We start from the raw sequence: 22,025 nt of genomic DNA, 5'->3' as shown, positions 1-22,025 counted from the left end.
CGCGGCGTTCGTGAGCCCCGTCGACAAGCCCATCGGCGTCGCCGTACTCGGCATGGGAAACGTCGGCAGCGAGGTCGTGCGGATCCTGCTCGAGCACGCCACCGACCTCACCGCGCGCGTCGGTGCCCCGCTGATTCTTCGGGGCGTGGCGGTCCGTGACCTCGACAAGGATCGCGGCATCGATCCCGAGCTGTTGACGACGGACGTCGACGCACTGGTCGCCCGCGACGACGTCGACCTGGTCGTCGAGGTGCTCGGCGGCATCGAACCGGCACGCGAACTCATCCTGGCCGCGCTCAACGCGGGGAAGTCCGTCGTCACGGCGAACAAGGCGCTGCTCGCCGAGTACACCGGTGAGCTCGCCGATGCGGCGGAGAAGCACCGCGCTGATCTGTACTTCGAAGCTGCTGTGGCCGGGGCCATTCCGGTGGTGCGTCCGCTGATGCAGTCGCTGGCGGGGGACCGCGTCAACCGGGTCGTCGGCATCGTCAACGGCACGACGAACTTCATCCTGTCGGCGATGGACGAGACGGGCGCGGACTACGCCGACACCCTCGCCGAAGCAGGCCGCCTGGGCTACGCCGAGGCCGATCCCACCGCCGACGTCGAGGGCTACGACGCCGCGGCCAAGGCAGCGATCCTGGCATCGCTGGCGTTCCACACCCGCGTCACGTCGGCCGACGTGTACCGCGAGGGCATCTCCTCGATCACCGCATCCGACATCGCGACGGCTCGTGCCTTCGACTGCACCGTGAAGCTGCTCGCCCTGTGCGAGAGAGTGACCGACGACGAGGGCAACGACCGCATCTCCGTTCGCGTCTACCCGTCCCTGGTGCCGTTGTCGCATCCGCTCGCCTCGGTGTCCGGCGCGTTCAACGCCGTGGTGGTCGAGGCCGAAGCTGCCGGGCGACTGATGTTCTACGGTCAGGGCGCAGGCGGAGCACCGACGGCATCGGCCGTGATGGGCGACCTGGTGATGGCGGCGCGCAACAAGTTCTACGGCGGCCGCGGACCCGGAGAATCCACCTACGCGAAGCTCCCCGTCGCACCGATGGGGGACACGCCCACTCGGTACCACGTGAACATGCAGGTAGCCGATCGCGCGGGCGTTCTCTCCGCCGTCGCAGCAGAGTTCGCGAAGAACGACGTCAGTATCTCCACGGTGCGTCAGGAGGGCGCGAGCGAGCACGCACGTCTCGTCGTCGTGACACACCGCGCGAAGGAATCGGCGCTGGCCGCGACGGTCGCCGCCTTGACCGAGCTCGAGATCGTGACGTCCGTGACCAGTGTCCTGCGCCTGGAGGGCACGTCCGAATGACCCGGCGAATCGGCGGACGCGCCGCGCTCCCCGAGCCGGCATAGTGAACGGGCCGCACACCGTGACGAGGACGTTGGCTACCGGAACGGTCGCCCATGCCCGGGTACCCGCGTCGAGTGCGAATCTCGGCCCGGGTTTCGACACTCTGGGTCTGGCGCTGGGCCTGCACGACGACGTCACGGTCACCGTCGCAGAATCCGGGCTGGACATCGAGGTCGACGGTGAGGGCGCGCGCGAGGTTCCCTGGGGTCCGTCCCACCTGGTCGTGCGGGCCATCGAGCGCGGTCTCGAGTCCGCAGGAGTGTGGGCCGACGGCTTGAAAGTCCGTTGCCACAACCGGATTCCGCATTCACGGGGCCTCGGCTCGTCCGCATCGGCCGTCGTCGGAGGGCTGGCCGCGGCCAACTGCCTGGCGGCGTCCGTCGATCCCTCACTGGCGCTGTCCCCGGCCCAGATGGTGCAACTCGCATCGGAGTTCGAGGGACACCCCGATAACGCGTCGGCCAGTGTTCTCGGCGGGGCCGTCGTGTCGTGGAGTCACGAATCCGGGCCGCCCGAAGGGCCTCGCTCGTATTCGGCCGAGCGGCTGTCCGTGCACCCCGACATCGGTGCGACCGTGTTCATCCCGACCGAACGGTCGTCCACCGCACAGACTCGTGGGTTGCTGCCGGACCTGGTGCCGCACCGCGATGCCGCCTTCAATGCCAGTAGGTCCGCGCTCGCGGTGATCGCGTTGACGTCCCGGCCGGATCTGCTGATGCTCTCGACGGAGGATCGGCTCCATCAGCCCTACCGCGCCTCGGCGCTGCCGCTGACGACGCGGTGGATGGAGACACTGCGCGCACAGGGCCACGCCGCCACGGTGTCCGGAGCCGGCCCGACGGTCCTGGTGCTCGGAACGTCGTCGATCGGCCAGGACCTCGTCTCCCGCGCGGAGGACGACGGCATGACCGTGATGGAACTCGACATCGCCGACGGGGTCGCGACGCGCTGACACGCGGATTCTTGCCCGTACCCGTGATCACGGCTATTGTGGTTCGCGTCCGTACATCGTGCGCAGTCAGCGCCGATTTCTCCAGGGCATTTCTTTCCGGCCTCCTGCTCCGACGGCGCCGCACTCCTCTCGGATCGGTGTCACGGTCACCAGTGATGTCACATCCTGGATCAGCCTTCGCTCTTCTGTGCGACGCGAACGTACGCGGCATCCGAGTTCGACATGCGAGTCGAACTGCGGGACGAACCCTCGATCTGCGCACCTGGCGCGCGAGGGAAGGAAAGGACCTCCGTGACCGATACGGATTTGACTACTGCGCCTGCACCGCAATCCGAGACCCGTTCGCGCACGTCCGCGCGTCGCGGCGCCGGACTGTCCGGGATGGTGTTGACCGAACTCAGGGGCCTCGCCTCCGAACTCGGGATCAAGGGAGTCTCCGGTATGCGCAAGGGCGACCTGGTCGCCGCAATCCAGTCGAAGCAGGTCCCTGCCTCGGCTGCCGCCACCGAGGCGCCGTCGCGCGCGCCGCGGGTGAGCCGATCTGCCGCCCCCGAACGAACCGACTCCGGCACACCTGCCGTCGAGTCCGCCCCGCCCGCCGAGAAGGCGCCCGTCGACTCGACACCGACCTCGTCGCCCGAGTCGACGGATTCGCGCCAGGGCACCGACGACTCCGAGGGGCCGCGCCGCACGCGTAGCCGCCGAGGAGCGACCCGCCGCGCGGGTGCCGCCGAGTCGACGTCCGACACGTCCGAGAACGGTGCCTCGGCACCCGCCGCCTCCGACGCGCCGGCTACCGCTCCCGTCGCCGACGCGCCGTCGGAGACGGACAACCGGAACGACCGCCAGCAGGCCGATCGCAACCAGGGTGATCGCAACCAGGGTGATCGCAACCAGGGTGATCGCAACCAGGGTGATCGCAACCAGGCCGACCGCAATCAGGGCGACCGCAACCAGGGCGACAACGGCCAGAACGACGGTGCCCAGGGTGACCGTCAGAACGGTGAGCGTCCCCGTCGCGAGCGTCAGGGTCGCAATCAGAACAATCAGAACGACCGCAACCAGAACCAGGGCGACCGCAACCAGGGCGATCGCAACCAGGGCAACGATCGCAACGACCGGAACCAGGGTGACCGGAACCAGGGCAATGATCGCAGCGACCGCGATCGCAACCAGGGTGACCGCAACCAGGGTCCGCGCGACAACGGACCCCGTGACGACAATCGGGGAGACGAGGACGGCGAGGGCCGCGGCCGCAGAGGTCGTCGCTTCCGTGAGCGTCGCCGTGGACGCGATCGTGACGGTGCCCCCGACGGCGGCGGCAACCAGCGCGACCGCGAGCGCGAGCCCGAACTTCGTGACGACGACGTGTTGCAGCCCGTCGCCGGAATTCTCGACGTCCTGGACAACTACGCCTTCGTCCGGACCTCGGGATACCTCGCGGGACCGAACGACGTGTACGTGTCGATGAACATGGTGCGTCGCAACGGTTTGCGTCGCGGTGACGCGCTGACCGGTGCGGTGCGGGTCGCTCGCGAGGGTGAGCAGAACGGTGCGCGTCAGAAGTTCAATCCGCTGGTGCGGCTGGACACGGTCAACGGTGCGGCGCCGGACGGCACGCGTAAGCGCGCCGAGTTCAACAAGCTGACACCGCTGTACCCGAACCAGCGACTGCGCCTCGAGACGGAACAGAACATCCTGACCACGCGCATCATCGACCTGGTCATGCCCATCGGCAAAGGCCAGCGCGCGTTGATCGTGAGCCCGCCCAAGGCCGGTAAGACCAGCGTGTTGCAGAGCATCGCCAACGCGATCGCGATCAACAACCCGGAGTGCTACCTGATGGTCATCCTCGTGGACGAGCGTCCCGAGGAAGTCACGGACATGCAGCGCAGCGTCAAGGGCGAAGTCATCGCCTCGACGTTCGACCGCCCGCCGGGCGATCACACCTCGGTGGCGGAGCTCGCCATCGAGCGGGCGAAGCGACTGGTCGAGGACGGCCGCGATGTCGTCGTGCTGCTGGACTCGATCACCCGTCTGGGTCGCGCATACAACAACAGCTCGCCGGCATCGGGCCGCATCCTGTCCGGTGGTGTCGACTCGACCGCGCTCTACCCGCCGAAGCGTTTCCTGGGTGCAGCCCGCAACATCGAGCACGGCGGATCGCTCACGATCATCGCGACCGCCATGGTCGAGACCGGCTCCACCGGCGACACGGTCATCTTCGAGGAGTTCAAGGGCACCGGTAACGCGGAGCTCAAGCTCGATCGCAAGATCGCCGAGCGTCGCGTGTTCCCGGCCGTCGACATCAACCCGTCGAGCACACGTCACGACGAGTTGCTGCTGGCGCCCGACGAGGCCGCCGTGGTGCACAAGCTGCGTCGCGTGTTGTCGGGTCTGGATTCGCACCAGGCGATCGACCTTCTGGTCGACCGGCTCAAGAAGAGCAAGAACAATCTCGAATTCCTGATGGAAGTCTCGAAGACCGCTCCCGGTTCGTCGAACGACTGACGGACAGCACTCGACGTCGGTGAGGAATACGCAGCCTCCTCACCGACGTTGAGACGATTACCAGGGCAGAGAGTGGCTCTGGCATACTGAACGGCCGAGTCCGGTTCCGGTTCACGCACTCGACAGTCGAGGCGACCCGGCGACCATGAAAGGGACACCCATGAAGGCAGGAATCCACCCCGAGTACACGGCGACAACCGTCGTCTGTGGCTGCGGACATACTTTCGAGACGCACAGCACCAACTCGGCGGATCGCATCAACGTCGAGGTCTGCTCGCAGTGCCACCCGTTCTACACGGGCAAGCAGAAGATCCTCGACACGGGCGGCCGCGTTGCACGCTTCGAGGCTCGCTACGGCAAGCGCGCCGGCAAGAAGGCCGACGCAGACAGCTAGCTCTCACACCGACGCCCGTTCCGAGATTCTTCTCGGAGCGGGCGTCGGTCGTTTCCGCACCATTTCTTGCACAGTCTTCATTCAGGGTTCGACAGGGAGAACACCGTGGCCGCCTCCGCGACACCGTCCGCGATCGACGACATCCTGGCGGAGCACGCCGGACTCGAGCGCGACCTGTCCGACCCCTCCCTGCACGACGACCCCGCTGCCGCCCGCCGCGCCGGTAAGCGGTTCGCGCAACTCGCCCCGATCATGAGCGTGCACGCCAAACTCGCCGCCGCCAGGGACGATCTCGAGGCCGCGCGTGAGTTGGCCGCCGACGACGCGAGTTTCGCCGCCGAGATCCCTGCCCTCGAGGCGACCGTGCTGCAGCTGGACACTGCGCTCACCGATCTGTTGGCTCCTCGCGACCCCCACGACGCCGACGACGTCGTGCTCGAGGTCAAGTCCGGGGAGGGCGGCGAAGAGTCCGCGTTGTTCGCCGCGGATCTCGCGCGTATGTACGTGCGCTACGCCGAGCGACACGGGTGGCGCGTGGAGATTCTCGACGCGAACATCTCCGATCTGGGCGGGTACAAGGAAGCGACGTTGTCGATCAAGGCCCGCACCGACACCGCCGACGGGGTGTGGTCGCGATTCAAGTTCGAGGGCGGTGTCCACCGCGTGCAGCGCGTTCCCGTCACCGAGTCGCAGGGCCGCGTGCATACGTCTGCGGCGGGTGTCCTGATCTACCCCGAGCAGGACGAGGTCGAGGCCGTCCAGATCGACGAGACGGATCTGCGTATCGACGTCTACCGGTCCTCGGGCAAGGGTGGTCAGGGCGTCAACACGACGGACTCGGCCGTCCGCATCACCCATCTGCCGACGGGCATCGTCGTCACCTGCCAGAACGAGCGTTCGCAGCTGCAGAACAAGGCGCGCGCGATGCAGGTGCTCGCGTCACGGCTGCAGGCCGCGGCGGAGGAAGCGGCGGACAAGGAAGCCGCGGCCGGGCGTGCGAGTCAGGTTCGTACGGTGGACCGTTCCGAGCGCATCCGGACCTACAACTTCCCCGAGAACCGCATCACGGACCATCGCATCGGGTTCAAGTCGCACAACCTCGACGCGGTGCTGGACGGCGACATGGACGCTCTGCTGGACGCGCTCGCGGCCGCGGACAGGCAGGCGCGTCTCCAGGCCGAGTGACCCGGGTGCGATGCTGACGGACGTGAGTCGCGTTCCGTTACGTCTGGCCATTCTCGAGGCAACCCGTGTGCTGACCGAGGCCGGTGTCCCCAGTCCACGAGTGGACGCGGAACTTCTCGCGTCGCATCTTCTGTCGGTTCCTCGCGGTCGACTCGGTCTGACGCCGTTGGTCGAGCCGGAGATCGCGGAGGCCTATCGCGCCACCGTCGCGCAACGGGCGAAGCGAATCCCGTTGCAGCACATCATCGGTACCTCTCCGCTCGGTGAGATCGACGTCGAGGTCGGTCCCGGCGTGTTCGTGCCGCGGCCCGAGACGGAGCTACTTCTCGCATGGGCGCTGGCCTTCCTCGAGTCCGCTGGACGGCACCCGCCGGTCGTGCTGGATCTGTGCACGGGGAGCGGGGCGTTGGCGCTGGCGATCGCGCATGCCCGCCCCGACGCCGTCGTCCACGCCGTCGAGAAGGATCCGCACGCCTTGGCATGGGCCCGGCGCAATGCCGATCTCCGTGCCTCCGACGGGGACACACCGATCACGTTGCACCACGGCGACGTGACGGACCGGACCCTTCTGACGGAACTCGACGGCACCGTCGATCTGATCGTCGCCAATCCGCCCTACATACCGGACGGGGCGGCACTGGATCCGGAGGTCGTCGACCACGATCCCCACATCGCACTGTTCGGAGGAGCCGACGGCCTCTCGGTCATCGAGCCGATGGTCGCGAACATCGCCCGGTGGCTCTCGATCGACGGGGGAGTGGGCATCGAGCACGACGACTCGCACGGCGATCGGGTCGTCGATCTCATGGAGCGACGCGCGGTGTTCGGCGACGTCTCGCAGCACCGTGATCTGGCGGATCGTCCTCGCTTCGTCGTCGCGCGTCGACGTCGCCGGGCAACCTGACCGATCGGAACGTTTCGACACCGCTCACCGGCCCGCCGTGGTCGGAGAGGCTCAGTGGCAAGATGGGCCGGGTGTCCACCGTCTACGACTGCTCCGATTCCGCCTCTCGCGCGGCAGGTCTCGATGCCGCGCACCGCGCGTTGTCGTCCGGCCGACTGGTCGTGATGCCGACCGACACCGTCTACGGCCTCGCTGCGGACGCTTTCGACAGCAGTGCTGTCACCGACCTGCTCCGGGCGAAGGGACGAGGTCGGGACATGCCTGTTCCGGTTCTGGTCGGGTCGTGGCACACCATCGACGGGCTGGTCCTGGGCGTGCGGCAGGCCGCGCGCGACCTCATCCGCGCGTTCTGGCCCGGGGCATTGAGTCTCGTCGTGCATCAGGCGCCGTCGCTGGCATGGGACCTCGGTGACGCCCGCGGAACCGTCATGTTGCGCATGCCCCTGCATCCGGTCGCGCTGGAGTTGCTGCGCACCGTCGGCCCCCTCGCGGTGTCGAGCGCGAACATCTCCGGTCGACCCCCCGCGGTCACGGCAGCGGACGCTCAGGCGCAGTTGGGCGGATCGGCAGCGGTCTACCTCGACGGTGGCCCCGCCGAACACGCTCTCGCGTCGACCATCGTCGACCTCACCGGGGACACTCCTCGCATCCTCCGGGTCGGCGCCGTGTCGACCTCCGAGATCGCCGAGGTTCTCGGCGTTCCCGCGGAGTCGCTCGTCGCCGGAAGCGCCTGACGCATGACGGCGTCGACCGCGGTCCGTCCGTGCTGACGGCGGCGCCCGCGCACACGAGTGCGCTGCTGGCGCAGTCGGACGGCGGAGCCGGCGTTCCCATCCGTGAGCTGCTGCTGGTGATGCTGACGGCGGCCGTCGTCACGTTCCTTGTCACAGGCGCGGTCCGCATCGTCGCGCTGAAGTTCGGTGCCGTCGCCATCCCACGCGAACGCGATGTCCACGTGACGCCGACGCCGCGGCTCGGCGGCATCGGTATCTACCTCGGTCTGCTGGTCGCGCTGCTCTTCGCGCAGAAGCTGCCGGCGCTGACGCGCGGTTTCGAGTTCACCACCGACGTGCAGGCGGCACTGGTCTCCGGCGCGATCATCGTCGCCGTCGGCATCGTCGACGATCGGTGGGGACTGGACGCGCTGACCAAGTTCGCCGGCCAGGTCACCGCAGCGGGTGTGCTGGTGTTGATGGGTGTCAGTTGGTACCTGCTCTACCTGCCGTGGGGCGAGGGGTCGACGCTGATCCTCGACCAACTCCAGGCAGGTCTGGTCACGGTGCTCATCGCCGTGGTGATGATCAACGCGATGAACTTCATCGACGGTCTCGACGGCCTTGCCGCGGGTGTCGGTCTGATCGCCGCCGTGGCCATCTGCATCTTCTCCGTCGGTCTTCTGCACGAGCAGGGCGGCGACGTGAGCGCGTACCCACCGGCCATGATCGCCGCCGCACTGGCCGGCGCCTGCCTGGGATTTCTGCCACACAACTTCCAGCCGGCACGGATCTTCATGGGCGATTCGGGTTCCATGGTCATCGGACTCATGCTGGCCACCGTCGCGACCAGCGCGTCGGGCCGGATCAGTCTCAGCGCGTACGGAACACGCGATCTTCTCGGTCTGCTGACGCCGTTGCTCCTGGTCGGCGCCATCACGTTCATCCCGATCCTCGACCTCCTCCTCGCGATCGTCCGACGCACACGCGCAGGTCGCAGCCCCTTCAGCCCGGACAAGATGCACCTGCACCACCGTCTGCTGCAGATCGGCCACTCGCACCGACGAGTCGTCCTGCTCATCTACTTGTGGGTCGGGGTCCTGGCCTTCGGAGCGGTCGGCGCGTCGTTGATAGACCGGCGCATCGTGGTTCTCCTGCTGGCCGGAGGGCTGGTCTTCGCCTTGGTCGTCACGGCCGTGCCGTCCATCCGCGACCCGCGGCGCCGGTAGCCTTCACGCCGTGACTTTCTCGCCCTCGCCGATTCCGTCCTCGACCGCACCGTTGCGCGCCGCCGTCCGCTACGGGGTGATCGCGTTGATCGCGCTCGCCGTCGTCGCGTCGGTCGTCGCCGTCCTGGCTGCAGGCCTGGAGGGTCTGTGGGGCGCGCTACTCGGTTCCGCCGTGGGCGGTCTGTTCATCCTGGCGACCGCGGTGTCGGTGCTGCTGTCGGCGAAATTGCAGCCCACCGCTGTGGGCGCGGTGCTTCTCGGCGGCTGGATCGTCAAGATGTTGATCGCCGTCATCGTGCTCGGGCTGCTCCGGGGAATGGACTTCTACAACCGGCCGACGCTGGGCATCGTGGTGCTCGCGGCCCTGGTGATCGTGCTCGGCGCGGAGATGTACGGCATCTTCCGTCAGCGTGTTCCGTACGTCGATTCGCCCGCGGGGGACCCCGACTCGGACGTCGAGTAGTACGACCTTTTGTAGTAGAGTCTCCGTCGGAACCACCCCCGACGCAGCGCACGGCATTGTGTTGATAAAGTTCCACTTCGAGCAAGGGCTTACCGGGCGTAACGGACACAATTGTTGCGTGCGGGACGGTTCTTGCAGGTGATCGACGTCACCGGAGCCGTTTCCTGTTGTGCAGCCCATGTGAGAGTGTGGACACGACGATGGAGCGCCCGGACGGCGTTACGTCACCGAGTCGACGAAGTCGCCGACACCCGACAGACGCGGGGCCATCATGGCCCTTCGCGGCTGACGACTACTCGAGCCGACCCGAGTCGACTTGCTAGTTCGTCCGAGCCCGATCGTGCCCGACCGCCATATGTCCGATCGAACCGTGGGTGTCCTTCGCCTGCGGCCGAACACGGGAGAGACCGCTGAGCGTCACCAACCTGGCCGCGGAGTTCCATCCGCCGTCATTGACCGACTTTTTCCCACCGGCCGTCCTGTTCGAGGGCACCCCGTTCGAACTCGATCGGTTGATGTTGGTCCGCATCCTGATGACGGTCGTGCTGCTCGCCTTCTTCAGCCTCGCGATGCGCAGCCCGAAGATCGTGCCTCGCGGTATCCAGAACGTCGGTGAGATGGCCCTGGGCTTCGTCAAGGATCAGATCGCCGACGAGGTACTGGGCAAGGAACAGGGCAAGCGATTCCTGCCCGTCATCGCGACCATCTTCTTCGCGGTGCTCTTCCTCAACTTCTCGGGCGTCATTCCCTTCATCAACATCTCCTCGAACGCACGAGTGGGTATGCCCATCGTGCTCGCGGCGCTGGCGTACGTGGTCTTCAACTACGTCGGCATCAAGAAGTACGGCTTCTTCAAGTACGTGAAGAGCAGCATCGTGGTCCCCAACGTCCCGATCGCGCTCCACCTGCTGCTGATTCCGATCGAGTTCATCTCGACCTTCATTCTTCGCCCGTTCACCTTGACGGTGCGACTCATGGCCAACATGCTCGCCGGCCACATCATGCTGGTGCTGTTCTTCAGCGCGACGCAGTTCTTCTTCTTCGAAGCGGCGACCGGCATGAAGGTCTTCGGACTGTTCTCGTTGGTCGCAGGATTCGGCTTCACGCTGTTCGAGCTGCTGGTCATCTTCCTGCAGGCCTACGTCTTCGCATTGCTGACCGCGGTCTACATAGACCTCGCTCTGCACGCCGACTCTCACTGACCCACCTACCACTCGACAGAACCTGACCCGCTGCCGTCCGGTCGTGGGCAACAGAAAGGGAACGAAACACAATGAGCCTCAGCTACCTCGCGCAGGAAGCACAGGAAATCACCGGCGGAGGCTACGGAGCCATCGGTTACGGCCTCGCAGCGATCGGCCCCGGCATCGGCGTGGGCATCGTGGTCGGTAAGGCCATCGAGGGCATCGCCCGTCAGCCCGAGCTCAGCGGCCAGATCCGTACCAACATGTTCCTCGGTATCGCGTTCACCGAGGCCCTCGCGCTGATCGGCCTCGTCGCCGGCTTCATTTTCTGATCGCCATGTCGACATTCGCAGTCCTCGCAGCGACAGAGGGGGAAGAGGACATCAATCCTCTGATCCCCGAGATCTACGACATCGTCTGGTCTGCGGTCTGCATCGCCGTCATCGGGTTCTTCTTCTGGAAGTACGTGCTCCCACGTTTCCAGACGGTGCTCTCGGAGCGGTCGGAGAAGATCGAAGGCGGGATCAAGCGCGCAGAAGAGGCGCAGGCAGAAGCCAAGGAGGCGCTCGAGCAGTACCGCGCCCAGCTGGCCGATGCACGCCAGGAAGCCGCCAAGATCCGTGAAGACGCACGCACACAGGGCCAGCAGATCCTCGCGGAGATGAAGACCAGTGCACAGGCCGAGAGCGACCGCATCGTGGCTTCCGGCCACCAGCAGCTCGCGGCTCAGCGTCAGCAGATCGTCACCGAACTGCGCTCCGACCTCGGCCGTACGGCTGTCGAACTGGCCGAGAAGGTCATCGGCGAGCAGCTGTCCGACGACGTCAAGCGCGCCGGGACGATCGATCGGTTCCTCGACGAACTCGATTCTGTCGGCGCAGATTCCGCAAGCGGGAAGTGAGCACCATGTACGCAGCGAGTCGTGAAGCTCTCGCCGAGGCCCGGACGGTCCTCGCCTCCGAGCTCGATTCGGCCTCGGATCCGACGTCCGCCGCGGCGGGCGCCGGCTCCGATCTGTTCGGTGTCGTGACCGTGCTCGACGGACAGCGTCCGTTGCGCGCAGCGCTGGCCGACGCGTCGGCAGCACCCGACGCGCGACGTGCGCTGGCGGGGAAGTTGTTCGACGGCAAGATCGGCTCGGCCGCTACCGCTGCCCTCCAGGCAGCAGTCGCTCAGAACTGGTCGTCGGCACGTGACCTCACCGACTCGCTCGTACTCCTGGGCCGTGAATCCCTCCTGCGTGCCGCGCAGGATCAGGACCAGGTGGGCACCGTGGAGGACGAGCTGTTCCGGCTCGGACGCATCATCGCCGGCGATCCTGCTCTCGAGCAGGCGCTGTCGGATCGCTCCAAGCCGGCCGAGGCGTCGGGCTCACTCCTGTCGACGTTGCTCTACGGCAAGGTCACCGCGATCACCGAGGCGCTCGCCGTCCAGGCGGTCGGCCGGTTGCGCGGTGTGGCACCGGCGACGGTGTTCGGCGAACTGTCCGCGCTCGCGGCTACCCGCCGTGACAAAGAGGTCGCTCACGTCCGCAGCAGCACCGAGTTGAGCGCCGACCAGGTCGCCCGGCTCACGTCCACGCTGGAAGGTATCTACGGCAAGTCCGTGACCGTCCACGTCGAGGTCGATCCGGAACTCCTGAGCGGATTGGTCGTCCGTGTCGGCGACGAAGTCATCGACGGCAGCGGTGCGGGCCGTCTCGCATCCTTGAGAAAATCGCTCAGGTGATCAGAGAACACCGCACCACCTAGTTCGGTACGCACGTCCCACCCACGTTCCGCGACGCGGCCGCTCATCCGGCCCGGACACGGAACAACCAGAACAGTGAGAGCAGGAAAACATGGCGGAGTTGACGATCTCCTCCGACGAGATCCGTAGCGCAATCGAGAGCTACACGGCGAACTACGCACCGGAGTCCTCTCGTGAAGAGGTCGGTCTGGTGTCCGACACGAGCGATGGCATCGCTCACGTCACGGGTCTTCCGTCGGCTATGTCGAACGAGCTGCTGGAGTTCCCCGGCGGCATTCTCGGCGTGGCCCTGAACCTGGACGATCGCGAGATCGGCGCCGTCATCCTCGGTGATTACCAGGACATCGAAGAAGGCCAGGAAGTCAAGCGCACGGGCGAGGTCCTCTCGGTCCCCGTCGGTGACAACTTCCTCGGTCGCGTCATCGATCCGCTGGGCAAGCCCATCGACGGCCTCGGCGACATCGAGTCCAACGAGCAGCGTGTCCTCGAGCTCCAGGCAGCATCGGTCCTCGAGCGTCAGCCCGTCGAGGAGCCCCTCGCCACCGGCATCACCGCCATCGACGCCCTCACCGCGATCGGTCGTGGCCAGCGTCAGCTGATCATCGGCGACCGCAAGACGGGCAAGACCGCCGTCTGCGTCGACGCCATCATCAACCAGAAGGCCAACTGGGAGTCCGGCGACGCCGACAAGCAGGTGCGCTGCATCTACGTCGCCATCGGTCAGAAGGGTTCGACCATCGCGGGCGTCAAGTCCGCCCTGGACGAGCACGGCGCCATGGAGTACACGACCATCGTCGCGGCTCCCGCATCCGACTCCGCCGGCTTCAAGTGGCTCGCCCCGTACACCGGTTCGGCCCTCGGCCAGCACTGGATGTACCAGGGCAAGCACGTTCTGATCGTGTTCGACGATCTGACGAAGCAGGCCGAGGCCTACCGCACCATCTCCCTGCTGCTGCGTCGCCCGCCGGGCCGCGAGGCATACCCGGGTGACGTGTTCTACCTGCACTCCCGTCTGCTGGAGCGTTGCGCGAAGCTGTCCGACGAGCTCGGTGGCGGTTCGATGACCGGTCTGCCGCTCATCGAGACCAAGGCCAACGACATCTCGGCCTTCATCCCGACCAACGTCATCTCCATCACCGACGGCCAGGTCTTCCTCGAGTCCGACCTGTTCAACAAGGGTGTCCGTCCCGCGATCAACGTCGGCACCTCGGTGTCCCGCGTCGGTGGCGCGGCGCAGACCAAGGGTCTGAAGAAGGTCGCCGGTTCGCTGCGTCTGGAAATGGCTCAGTTCCGTGAGCTGGAGGCGTTCTCCGCCTTCGCATCGGACCTCGACGCTGCGTCCAAGGCTCAGCTCGAGCGCGGTGCGCGCTGGGTCGAGCTGCTCAAGCAGGACCAGTACAGCCCCGTCTCCGTCGAGGACCAGATCGTCTCGATCTACCTCGTCGACGCCGGCTACTACGACACCGTCCCCGTCGAGGACGTTCGCCGCTTCAACCGCGAGCTCCTCGAGGATCTGCACCGCAACGCCTCGAGCGCCTTCGACGCCATCTCCGGCGGCAAGGTGCTCAAGGACGAGGCTGCCGACGCCGTGACCAAGGCGACGGACGAGTTCAAGCAGGGCTTCCTCACCTCGTCGGGCGAGCGCATCGTCAACGAGGCCGAGGCCGAGGCATTGGACAAGGGCGAGGTCGACCAGGAGAAGGTCACCGTCAACCGCAAGACTGTCAGCAAGTGATGCGGCTTACCTTCGAGCAGGGAGTGAGGTGACAGATGCCCAGCATTCGTGAGTTGCGCTCCCGGATCAGATCGACGAACTCGATCAAGAAGATCACCAAGGCGCAGGAACTGATCGCCACGTCGCGCATCACCAAGGCGCAGGCACGCGTCGCGGCGTCCAAGCCGTACGCCACCGAGATCACGAAGGTGCTCTCGGCCCTGGCCAGTGCGTCGGGTTCGCTCGACCATCCGCTGCTCACCGAGCGGTCGGAGCCGAAGCGTGCCGCGGTACTCGTCGTCACCAGTGACTCGGGTCAGTGCGGTGGATACAACTCGAACATCCTGCGCGAGGCGGAGGAGCTCCAGCAGCTGCTCAAGTCCGAGGGCAAGGAACCGGTCATCTACGTCCTGGGCCGTAAGGGCTTGACGTACTACACATTCCGCGACCGCGACGTCAAGGGTGCGTGGACCGGGTTCTCGCAGCAGCCGACCTACGGCGATGCCGCCAAGGCCGCGAAGCACCTGGTGCAGCTGTTCATGGCCGGCTCGGGCGACGAGATCGAGGCCCCCAACGGTGAAGGCACCGTCGAGGGCGTCGACGAGTTGCACATCGTCTACACCACGTTCGTGTCGATGCTGTCGCTCAAGCCCACCGTCCGACGGATGGCTCCGTTGGAGATCGACTTCAACGACGAGGAGATCGAACTGGGTGCAGACATGCTCAGCGACTCCAAGTCCTCCACCGAGGTCACGGCGCAGTACGACTTCGAGCCGGAGGCGGACACTCTCCTGTCCGCGTTGCTGCCGAAGTACATCAGCACCCGCATCTACGCCGCACTGCTCGACGCGGCTGCATCCGAATCGGCTGCCCGTCGTACGGCGATGAAGGCCGCGACGGACAATGCCAACGATCTGGTCAATGCCCTGTCACGCCAGGCCAACCAGGCACGCCAGGCTCAGATCACCCAGGAAATCAGCGAGATCGTCGGCGGCGTCGACGCGCTTGCCGCGAGCTCAGGAAGAGACTGAACATGACCGCAGCAGTAACCGATAGCACGGGTTCCGGCGCCAAGTCGTCCGAGAACGGGCGCGTCGTGCGCGTCATCGGTCCCGTCGTCGACATCGAATTCCCGCGCGGGTCCATCCCCGCACTGTTCAATGCGTTGCACGCCGAGATCGAGCTGAAGGCCGTCGCCAAGACGCTGACGCTCGAGGTCGCGCAGCACCTCGGCGACAACCTGGTGCGCACCGTGTCGATGCAGCCCACCGACGGACTGGTGCGCGGTACCCCCGTGCGCGACTCCGGCAAGCCGATTTCCGTTCCTGTCGGAGACGTCGTCAAGGGCCACGTGTTCAACGCCCTCGGTGACTGCCTCGACAGCCCCGGTCTCGGCCGCGACGGCGAGCAGTGGGGCATCCACCGCAAGCCCCCAGCCTTCGACCAGCTCGAGGGCAAGACCGAGATCCTCGAGACCGGCATCAAGGTCATCGACCTCCTCACCCCGTATGTCAAGGGCGGAAAGATCGGTCTGTTCGGCGGCGCAGGCGTCGGCAAGACCGTGCTCATCCAGGAGATGATCACCCGTATCGCTCGTGAGTTCTCCGGCACGTCGGTGTTCGCCGGCGTCGGTGAGCGCACCCGTGAGGGCACCGACCTCCACCTCGAGATGGAGGAGATGGGCGTTCTGCAGGACACCGCCCTGGTGTTCGGCCAGATGGACGAGCCGCCCGGCACGCGTATGCGCGTCGCGCTCTCGGCCCTCACCATGGCCGAGTACTTCCGCGATGTGCAGAACCAGGACGTGTTGCTCTTCATCGACAACATCTTCCGGTTCACGCAGGCCGGCTCCGAGGTCTCGACGCTTCTCGGTCGTATGCCGTCCGCCGTGGGCTACCAGCCCACACTCGCCGACGAGATGGGTGAGCTCCAGGAGCGCATCACCTCGACGCGTGGTCGTTCCATCACGTCTCTGCAGGCCATCTACGTGCCCGCCGACGACTACACCGACCCCGCACCGGCGACGACCTTCGCCCACCTCGATGCCACCACCGAGCTGTCGCGTCCGATTTCGCAGAAGGGTATCTACCCGGCTGTCGATCCGCTGACGTCCACCTCGCGCATCCTGGAGGCGTCGATCGTCGGTGACGAGCACTTCCGCGTCGCCAACGAGGTCAAGCGCATCCTGCAGAAGTACAAGGAACTGCAGGACATCATCGCCATCCTCGGTATGGACGAGCTCTCCGAAGAGGACAAGGTCACGGTGTCCCGTGCCCGTCGTCTGGAGAAGTTCCTCGGCCAGAACTTCATCGTCGCCGAGAAGTTCACCGGTGAAGAGGGTTCCGTCGTCTCGCTCTCGGACACCATCGAGGCATTCGACAAGGTCACCAAGGGCGAGTACGACCACCTTCCCGAGCAGGCCTTCAACAGCTGCGGTGGACTCGACGACGTCGAGGCCGCAGCCAAGAAGATCTCCGGAAAGTAGTCGGCAATGGCTGAGATGGATGTCGAACTGGTGGCCGTCGAAGAGCGGTTGTGGTCGGGAACGGCCACGCTGGTCAGCGCGCAGACCACCGAGGGCGAGATCGGCATCATGGCCGGTCACGAGCCGGTTCTCGGTCAGCTGATCGAGGGCGGCACCGTCGCGATCACCACGACCGACGGTGAGCGTCGTGTGGCTGCTGTGCACGGTGGCTTCCTGTCGGTGACGGGTAAGACCGTCACGATCCTCGCTGAGTCGGCGGAGTTCGCCGAGGACATCGATGTCGAGGCAGCACGGTCCGTGTTGTCCGAGGGTTCCGACGACGAGGAGGCGCTCGCGATCGCTCGCGGACGTGTCCGCGCGGTCGAGCGGGCCTAGGTTCCACAGACAGCCGCGGCGGGTTCCGAAGAGATGGCGTCCTGGATGACAGTGCTTGTCGTTCTGGTCGTGCTGCTCGGAGGGCTCGCCGCGGCTTTCCTGTACCGTCTCGTCATTCTGCGGCGAGGGGGTACCGCTGTGATTCTGCGGTCGATTCCGGCGTCCGAGGGCAGCGGGTGGCGGCACGGCATCGTCCGATACGGGGACGACGTGCTGCTGTTCTACAAATTGTCGAGTCTGCGACCGGGACCCGATCGTCGGATGCCCCGCCAGACCTTGGTGTTGGGCGATCGTCGTCGTCCGGAGCGATCCGAGCGCGACATCATGAGCGACGAGATCGCCGTCGTGTCGCTCGAAGCCGGCGAGCGGCGTTACGAGATCGCGTTCGAACGCGGCGCGTTCACGGCATTCACGTCCTGGCTGGAATCGCGGCCGTCCGGCCGTTCGCAGCGCCAGTTCCCCGGAGGCTGCGGCACGTCCTGATCGGTCGCGTCACTCTTCGGTCGGTCTGTTGGCCCCGGGCTTCCACAACACGTCCCCATCGGGATTCGTGATGCGCCCGAGGATGAACAGCAGATCGGACAGCCTGTTCAGATATGTGGCGGGCAGAGTTCCCGTGGTGTCCGGGTGTGCGTCGACAGCCGCCCATGCCGCTCGCTCGGCCCGACGAGTGATCGTGCGTGCGTTGTGCATCAGTGCCGACGCGGCAGTACCGCCGGGAAGAACGAACGACGTCAGCGGCGTGAGCCGTCCGTTGAAGTCGTCGCACCACTCTTCGAGTCGCGTCACGTACTCGGCGGTGATCCGCAGCGGGGGATACTGCGGATTCTCCTGAATCGGGGTCGACAGATCGGCGCCGGCGTCGAAGAGATCGTTCTGGATCGACCGCAGCACGTCCGCGACCTCGACGGGCGGCGATCCCAGGGAGAGAACCATGCCGATGGCCGCGTTGGCCTCGTCGCATTCCGCATAGGCGATGACCCGCGGGTCGTTCTTCGACACTCGGGAGAAGTCGCTGAGACCCGTGGTCCCGTCATCGCCCGTCCGGGTATAGATCGACGTCAGGTGAACAGCCATCAGGCAACCGTACCGGCAGTCGGCCGATGCACTCGTCGACCGGCCGTGCCTCTAGTCTTGTCCCCGTGAGTGAACGTTTCCTGGTGACCGGCGGCAGTCGTCTTTCCGGCGATGTGTCCGTCGGCGGGGCTAAGAACAGCGTGCTCAAGCTGATGGCCGCGGCGTTGCTGGCCGAGGGAACGACGACACTCACCAACTGCCCGGACATCCTGGACGTTCCGTTGATGGCGGAGGTGTTGCGAGGTCTCGGGTGCGATGTCGAGATCGACGGGGACACCGTGCGGATCACCACTCCGGCGGAGCCCAAGTACCACGCGGATTTCGCCGCGGTCCGACAGTTCCGCGCATCCGTCTGTGTGCTCGGGCCGCTGGTTGCACGCTGTCGGAAGGCGGTCGTCGCACTGCCCGGTGGTGACGCCATCGGTTCGCGTCCCCTGGACATGCACCAGTCGGGACTTCGCCTGCTCGGTGCGCACAGCGAGATCGAGCACGGATGTGTCGTCGCGACAGCCGAGAAATTGCACGGCGCGACGATCCGGCTGGCATTTCCGTCGGTGGGGGCTACCGAGAACATCCTGATGGCTGCCGTGCTCGCCGACGGGGAGACGGTGATCGACAACGCCGCGCGGGAGCCGGACATCGCCGACCTGTGCGCGATGCTGAACAAGATGGGTGCTCGCGTCGAGGGTGCGGGCAGTCCCACGCTCACCATCATCGGCGTCCCGAGTCTGAAGCCCACGGAACATCGTGTCATCGGCGACCGTATCGTTGCCGCGACCTGGGGAATCGCGGCGGCGATGACCTGTGGCGACGTGACCGTCACGGGAGTCAACCCCAAGCACCTGTCGTTGGTCCTGCAGAAGTTGAAGTCGGCGGGATCCACCGTCACGTTGCTGCCGGACGGGTTCCGGGTGGTCCAGGACGAACGTCCCGTCGCCGTCAACTTCGCAACTCTGCCGTTCCCGGGCTTTCCCACCGACCTTCAACCGATGGCTATCGGGCTTGCCGCGGTGGCGAACGGTACCTCGATGATCACCGAGAACGTCTTCGAGGCACGCTTCCGCTTCGTCGAGGAGATGATCCGGCTGGGTGCCGACGCTCGGACCGACGGGCATCATGCCGTGGTGCGGGGAGTGCCGCGCCTGTCCAGTGCCCCGGTCTGGTCGTCCGACATCCGCGCCGGAGCGGGACTGGTCCTGGCCGGTCTCGTGGCCGACGGTACGACCGAGGTCCACGACGTCTACCACATCGATCGGGGCTATCCCCGATTCGTCGAGCAGCTCCAGAGCCTCGGCGGAGATATCGAACGGGTGCAGTGACGCGTCGTCCGGTCGACGGCGTGCGTCAGTCGCGGTGCCGGCGTAGTTCGTCGGCGAGGACGGCGAGTGCCCGGCGTAGCTCTGCCTCGTCGACTCGGCCGTAACCGATCACCAACCCGCCCACGCCCACATTCGTTCGAGCGGACGGTGCAACAGTCGGGATCTCCACACCCTGCCGCGCGGCGCCGCGTGCAACGGCCTCGGCGCGGTCGGGGTTCAGGATCAGGGTGGTGTGCATACCGGCTCCCAGTCCTCGCAGCTCACCGAACTCGGACAGCGAATCACGCACTGCCGCATCGCGTTCGCGATATCGGCGCCGCGCCGCGCGTACTGTCCGATCCCATTCGCCGTCGTCGAGAAGCGACGTCATAGCGGTGCAGAGCGGTGTCGACGGGAAGTCGCCGACAGCGACGCGATGGTCCAGAACCGGTCGGACCAGAGCCGCCGGCACGACCATCCACCCCAGGCGTACACCGGCACCGAGGGTCTTCGCGATGGTGCCGAGGTAGACGACGCGATCGGGATCCAGGTGGGCCAGGGCGGGTAGTGGGGCGACGTCGTATCGGTATTCGGAGTCGTAGTCGTCCTCCACCACCACGGAGTCGTGTCGGCGGGCGAAGTCGATGAGAGCTGCGCGTCGTCCTACGTCGAGCGTCCCTCCGGTGGGGTATTGGTGAGAGGGGGTGACGTAGACGGCTCGTGTGCCGCGGGGCGCCGAGGCGAGTGCGTCGACTGTCATGCCCCCGGCGTCGACGGGCACGTCGTGCAGGGTCCATCCCATCGCGATCGCTGCCGATGCCGCCGTTCGATATCCCGGATCCTCCATCGCCAGAACAGGTTTCAGGTCGTTGCCCACAGAGCCGTCGTCGCGGACCGCGGCCAACGCCAGCGTCAGTCCATGAGTCGCGCCGGTCGTGATCACCAGCCGATCGGGTTCGGCAGTCAAGCCCCGCGCTCGTGCGAGCAGGGCACTGACGCTGCGCCGCAGTGCCAGGGGGCCGGCGGGATCCGGATACGCGTGCGGACTGGTGTCCGCCCCGGCAGTGCGCCACGCTCGGCGCCAGGCCGCGGTCGCCGAGGGAGGCGTCCAGGGGATGCCGGGCCGCAGAGCAATGGACGGAGTCTGCGGAGTGCTGCTGTCGGGCAAGGGCCTGGACGTGACAGTCCTCGGCGCTGTCGGCGCCGGTATGTCGGAACCGACGAACGTCCCGGACCCCGCACGTCCTTCGGTCCAGCCCTCTGCGGCCAACTGGTCGAAGGCCTGATCGACGACGCCGCGGGAAACCCCCAGGTCGGATGCAAGTGCGCGGGTAGAGTGGAGTCGGGAGCCGGGGGCGAGGACGCCGGACGACATGGCGTCCCGCAGGGCGTCGGCGATCTGCAGGGGGAGTGGTCGTGAGGAGGATCGGTCGACGCTGACGGGTAGTGCCTGCGGCGTCATGGGCCTCCTGCTCTCGTCCGTGAAGTGGCTCAGGGAAATAGTACGTAAGTGGACCGTGACGGGGGACCACATCATCGAGCAGACTGATGCTCATGACCGAAAACGCGACTGTGCCCGACACCACCTACACCGAAACCCTCTCGCCGACGGCGCGAACGACGCTGCGACGCAACAGGGTTCGGGCGCAGCTCGATCGCTCCGAGCTCGTCGACGTTCTGACGGCAGCACGGCTGTGCCATCTCGGGGTGATCGTGAAGGGTGCGCCACTGGTTGTCCCCACCGCATTCGCCTACGACCTCGACGGGCCCGATCAAGAAGGGACGCTCTACCTGCACGGGTCGGTAGCCGCCACGACCCTCGGTGTGGTGGGTGAGGTGTGCGTGACAGTGACCGTGCTCGACGGCCTCGTCCTCGCCCGATCCGCGTTCCACCACTCGATGAACTATCGAAGTGCTGTCGTGCGGGGAACGCCGAGGGTGGTCGAGGACGAGGAGGAGCGCGCCGTCGCCCTGGACCTGATCGTGAACAAGCTGGTCCCCGGCCGCACGGAGGTGGTCCGGGCGAACACACGCAAGGAGTTGGCGGCGACCCGTGTGGTGGCAGTGCCGCTGTACGAGGCGTCGGTCAAGGCGCGGACAGGTGGTCCCGTCGACGACGACGTCGACGTGGTGGCAGGGGGAGTGTGGGCAGGCGTCCTCCCCATCTCGGAACACCTGGGTGCGGCCGTGCCGGCGCCCGACCTGGACCGAGCGGGAGCAGACGCCGGGCCACATGTGAGCGGCGTCATAGTTTGATACTTGCAGCACTGTTGGCAGACTTACAGGGGTTCGGGTGCCGTCACCTGCAGAAACGCAGTCCCGGGCTCAGCCGACCTGCCGATTTGCATGACGTCGACTGCTGGCGTAACTTTCTTCGAGTCAGAGCGACACGGACACCGACCGAAGGCCTTCAGGGGCTGGGCGAACGAGGT

Annotated in this window: 22 protein-coding genes; 20 read left to right on the top strand and 2 right to left on the bottom strand. The window is 66.4% G+C overall.

Annotated features, from left to right (window positions below):
- The first annotated feature begins 10 nt into the window (after positions 1-10).
- The 18 genes from RU01_RS15735 to RU01_RS15650 all read left to right on the top strand — a co-directional run bounded on the left by RU01_RS15735 (position 11) and on the right by RU01_RS15650 (position 17,701).
- Positions 11-1,318 (top strand): homoserine dehydrogenase, encoded by a 1,308-nt coding sequence (locus tag RU01_RS15735; protein ID WP_082043178.1) that lies wholly within the window; start codon positions 11-13, stop codon positions 1,316-1,318.
- A 61-nt stretch (positions 1,319-1,379) separates the two neighbouring features.
- Positions 1,380-2,312, top strand: a complete 933-nt coding sequence (thrB, locus tag RU01_RS15730; RefSeq protein ID WP_042575621.1) for a homoserine kinase — start codon at positions 1,380-1,382, stop codon at positions 2,310-2,312.
- 291 nt (positions 2,313-2,603) lie between these two features.
- Entirely contained in the window at positions 2,604-4,823 is a 2,220-nt protein-coding gene (gene rho, locus RU01_RS15725) for a transcription termination factor Rho (protein WP_442970537.1), read from the top strand.
- A gap of 160 nt (positions 4,824-4,983) precedes the next feature.
- Positions 4,984-5,217, top strand: a complete 234-nt coding sequence (gene rpmE, locus RU01_RS15720; RefSeq protein ID WP_042575512.1) for a 50S ribosomal protein L31 — start codon at positions 4,984-4,986, stop codon at positions 5,215-5,217.
- A 105-nt stretch (positions 5,218-5,322) separates the two neighbouring features.
- A complete protein-coding gene (prfA, locus tag RU01_RS15715) occupies positions 5,323-6,402 on the top strand; it encodes a peptide chain release factor 1 (protein WP_042575511.1) in 1,080 nt (359 codons plus the stop codon).
- A 22-nt stretch (positions 6,403-6,424) separates the two neighbouring features.
- Positions 6,425-7,306 carry a peptide chain release factor N(5)-glutamine methyltransferase gene (gene prmC, locus RU01_RS15710; protein ID WP_042575620.1) on the top strand — a complete coding sequence of 294 codons (882 nt, stop codon included), beginning with the start codon at positions 6,425-6,427 and terminating at the stop codon, positions 7,304-7,306.
- Positions 7,307-7,377: 71 nt separating this feature from the next.
- Positions 7,378-8,040 carry an L-threonylcarbamoyladenylate synthase gene (locus RU01_RS15705; protein ID WP_042575619.1) on the top strand — a complete coding sequence of 221 codons (663 nt, stop codon included), beginning with the start codon at positions 7,378-7,380 and terminating at the stop codon, positions 8,038-8,040.
- A gap of 32 nt (positions 8,041-8,072) precedes the next feature.
- Positions 8,073-9,248: a glycosyltransferase family 4 protein gene (locus tag RU01_RS15700; RefSeq protein ID WP_042575618.1), complete on the top strand. Its 1,176-nt coding sequence runs from the start codon at positions 8,073-8,075 to the stop codon at positions 9,246-9,248.
- Between the two features lie 10 nt (positions 9,249-9,258).
- A complete protein-coding gene (locus RU01_RS15695; RefSeq protein WP_042575510.1) occupies positions 9,259-9,711 on the top strand; it encodes a hypothetical protein in 453 nt (150 codons plus the stop codon).
- A gap of 515 nt (positions 9,712-10,226) precedes the next feature.
- Positions 10,227-10,913: a F0F1 ATP synthase subunit A gene (gene atpB / locus RU01_RS15690; protein ID WP_442970542.1), complete on the top strand. Its 687-nt coding sequence runs from the start codon at positions 10,227-10,229 to the stop codon at positions 10,911-10,913.
- A 71-nt stretch (positions 10,914-10,984) separates the two neighbouring features.
- Positions 10,985-11,227: an ATP synthase F0 subunit C gene (locus RU01_RS15685; protein ID WP_042575509.1), complete on the top strand. Its 243-nt coding sequence runs from the start codon at positions 10,985-10,987 to the stop codon at positions 11,225-11,227.
- Positions 11,228-11,232: 5 nt separating this feature from the next.
- Positions 11,233-11,796, top strand: a complete 564-nt coding sequence (locus RU01_RS15680) for a F0F1 ATP synthase subunit B (protein ID WP_042575508.1) — start codon at positions 11,233-11,235, stop codon at positions 11,794-11,796.
- Entirely contained in the window at positions 11,793-12,623 is an 831-nt protein-coding gene (locus tag RU01_RS15675; protein WP_197074790.1) for a F0F1 ATP synthase subunit delta, read from the top strand. Before RU01_RS15680 ends, RU01_RS15675 begins: the two co-directional genes overlap by 4 nt.
- 112 nt (positions 12,624-12,735) lie before the next feature.
- Positions 12,736-14,379 carry a F0F1 ATP synthase subunit alpha gene (gene atpA, locus RU01_RS15670; RefSeq protein ID WP_042575507.1) on the top strand — a complete coding sequence of 548 codons (1,644 nt, stop codon included), beginning with the start codon at positions 12,736-12,738 and terminating at the stop codon, positions 14,377-14,379.
- Positions 14,380-14,414: 35 nt separating this feature from the next.
- Entirely contained in the window at positions 14,415-15,389 is a 975-nt protein-coding gene (locus RU01_RS15665) for a F0F1 ATP synthase subunit gamma (RefSeq protein ID WP_042575506.1), read from the top strand.
- Between the two features lie 2 nt (positions 15,390-15,391).
- Positions 15,392-16,843, top strand: coding sequence for a F0F1 ATP synthase subunit beta (atpD, locus tag RU01_RS15660; protein WP_042575505.1), 1,452 nt, complete (start codon positions 15,392-15,394; stop codon positions 16,841-16,843).
- A gap of 6 nt (positions 16,844-16,849) precedes the next feature.
- Positions 16,850-17,218 carry a F0F1 ATP synthase subunit epsilon gene (locus tag RU01_RS15655; RefSeq protein ID WP_042575504.1) on the top strand — a complete coding sequence of 123 codons (369 nt, stop codon included), beginning with the start codon at positions 16,850-16,852 and terminating at the stop codon, positions 17,216-17,218.
- Between the two features lie 45 nt (positions 17,219-17,263).
- Positions 17,264-17,701, top strand: coding sequence for a DUF2550 domain-containing protein (locus RU01_RS15650; protein ID WP_231568735.1), 438 nt, complete (start codon positions 17,264-17,266; stop codon positions 17,699-17,701).
- A gap of 9 nt (positions 17,702-17,710) precedes the next feature.
- Here the strand turns inward: RU01_RS15650 and RU01_RS15645 are convergent, their stop codons facing one another.
- Positions 17,711-18,295, bottom strand: coding sequence for a cob(I)yrinic acid a,c-diamide adenosyltransferase (locus tag RU01_RS15645; RefSeq protein ID WP_042575502.1), 585 nt, complete (start codon positions 18,293-18,295; stop codon positions 17,711-17,713).
- Positions 18,296-18,360: 65 nt separating this feature from the next.
- On the opposite strand from RU01_RS15645, the gene murA reads away from it, so the two are divergent.
- Positions 18,361-19,614, top strand: coding sequence for a UDP-N-acetylglucosamine 1-carboxyvinyltransferase (gene murA / locus RU01_RS15640; RefSeq protein WP_042575501.1), 1,254 nt, complete (start codon positions 18,361-18,363; stop codon positions 19,612-19,614).
- Positions 19,615-19,639: 25 nt separating this feature from the next.
- Here murA and pdxR read toward each other — a convergent pair whose 3' ends face one another.
- Entirely contained in the window at positions 19,640-21,055 is a 1,416-nt protein-coding gene (pdxR, locus tag RU01_RS15635; RefSeq protein WP_042575500.1) for a MocR-like pyridoxine biosynthesis transcription factor PdxR, read from the bottom strand.
- Between the two features lie 92 nt (positions 21,056-21,147).
- Between pdxR and RU01_RS15630 the strand changes: the two genes are divergently transcribed.
- A complete protein-coding gene (locus RU01_RS15630; protein WP_042575615.1) occupies positions 21,148-21,849 on the top strand; it encodes a pyridoxamine 5'-phosphate oxidase family protein in 702 nt (233 codons plus the stop codon).
- Positions 21,850-22,025 lie beyond the last annotated feature (176 nt).

The sequence above is a fragment of the Rhodococcus sp. MEB064 genome, assembly GCF_000834565.1.
Lineage (GTDB): Bacteria > Actinomycetota > Actinomycetes > Mycobacteriales > Mycobacteriaceae > Rhodococcoides.
The sequence above is the reverse complement of the archived record's forward strand: the minus strand, read 5'-3'. Positions and strand labels throughout refer to the sequence as shown.

What these genes read in the sequence shown, in the direction of transcription:
- atpA (WP_042575507.1), top strand. Translation starts at nt 12,736, where the DNA reads ATGGCGGAGTTGACGATCTCCTCCGACGAGATCCGTAGCGCAATCGAG.
- atpB (WP_442970542.1), top strand. Translation starts at nt 10,227, where the DNA reads ATGTTGGTCCGCATCCTGATGACGGTCGTGCTGCTCGCCTTCTTCAGC.
- RU01_RS15645 (WP_042575502.1), bottom strand. Translation starts at nt 18,295, where the DNA reads ATGGCTGTTCACCTGACGTCGATCTATACCCGGACGGGCGATGACGGG.
- RU01_RS15680 (WP_042575508.1), top strand. Translation starts at nt 11,233, where the DNA reads ATGTCGACATTCGCAGTCCTCGCAGCGACAGAGGGGGAAGAGGACATC.
- atpD (WP_042575505.1), top strand. Translation starts at nt 15,392, where the DNA reads ATGACCGCAGCAGTAACCGATAGCACGGGTTCCGGCGCCAAGTCGTCC.
- RU01_RS15650 (WP_231568735.1), top strand. Translation starts at nt 17,264, where the DNA reads ATGACAGTGCTTGTCGTTCTGGTCGTGCTGCTCGGAGGGCTCGCCGCG.
- RU01_RS15630 (WP_042575615.1), top strand. Translation starts at nt 21,148, where the DNA reads ATGACCGAAAACGCGACTGTGCCCGACACCACCTACACCGAAACCCTC.
- RU01_RS15655 (WP_042575504.1), top strand. Translation starts at nt 16,850, where the DNA reads ATGGCTGAGATGGATGTCGAACTGGTGGCCGTCGAAGAGCGGTTGTGG.
- RU01_RS15665 (WP_042575506.1), top strand. Translation starts at nt 14,415, where the DNA reads ATGCCCAGCATTCGTGAGTTGCGCTCCCGGATCAGATCGACGAACTCG.
- rpmE (WP_042575512.1), top strand. Translation starts at nt 4,984, where the DNA reads ATGAAGGCAGGAATCCACCCCGAGTACACGGCGACAACCGTCGTCTGT.
- pdxR (WP_042575500.1), bottom strand. Translation starts at nt 21,055, where the DNA reads ATGACGCCGCAGGCACTACCCGTCAGCGTCGACCGATCCTCCTCACGA.
- RU01_RS15685 (WP_042575509.1), top strand. Translation starts at nt 10,985, where the DNA reads ATGAGCCTCAGCTACCTCGCGCAGGAAGCACAGGAAATCACCGGCGGA.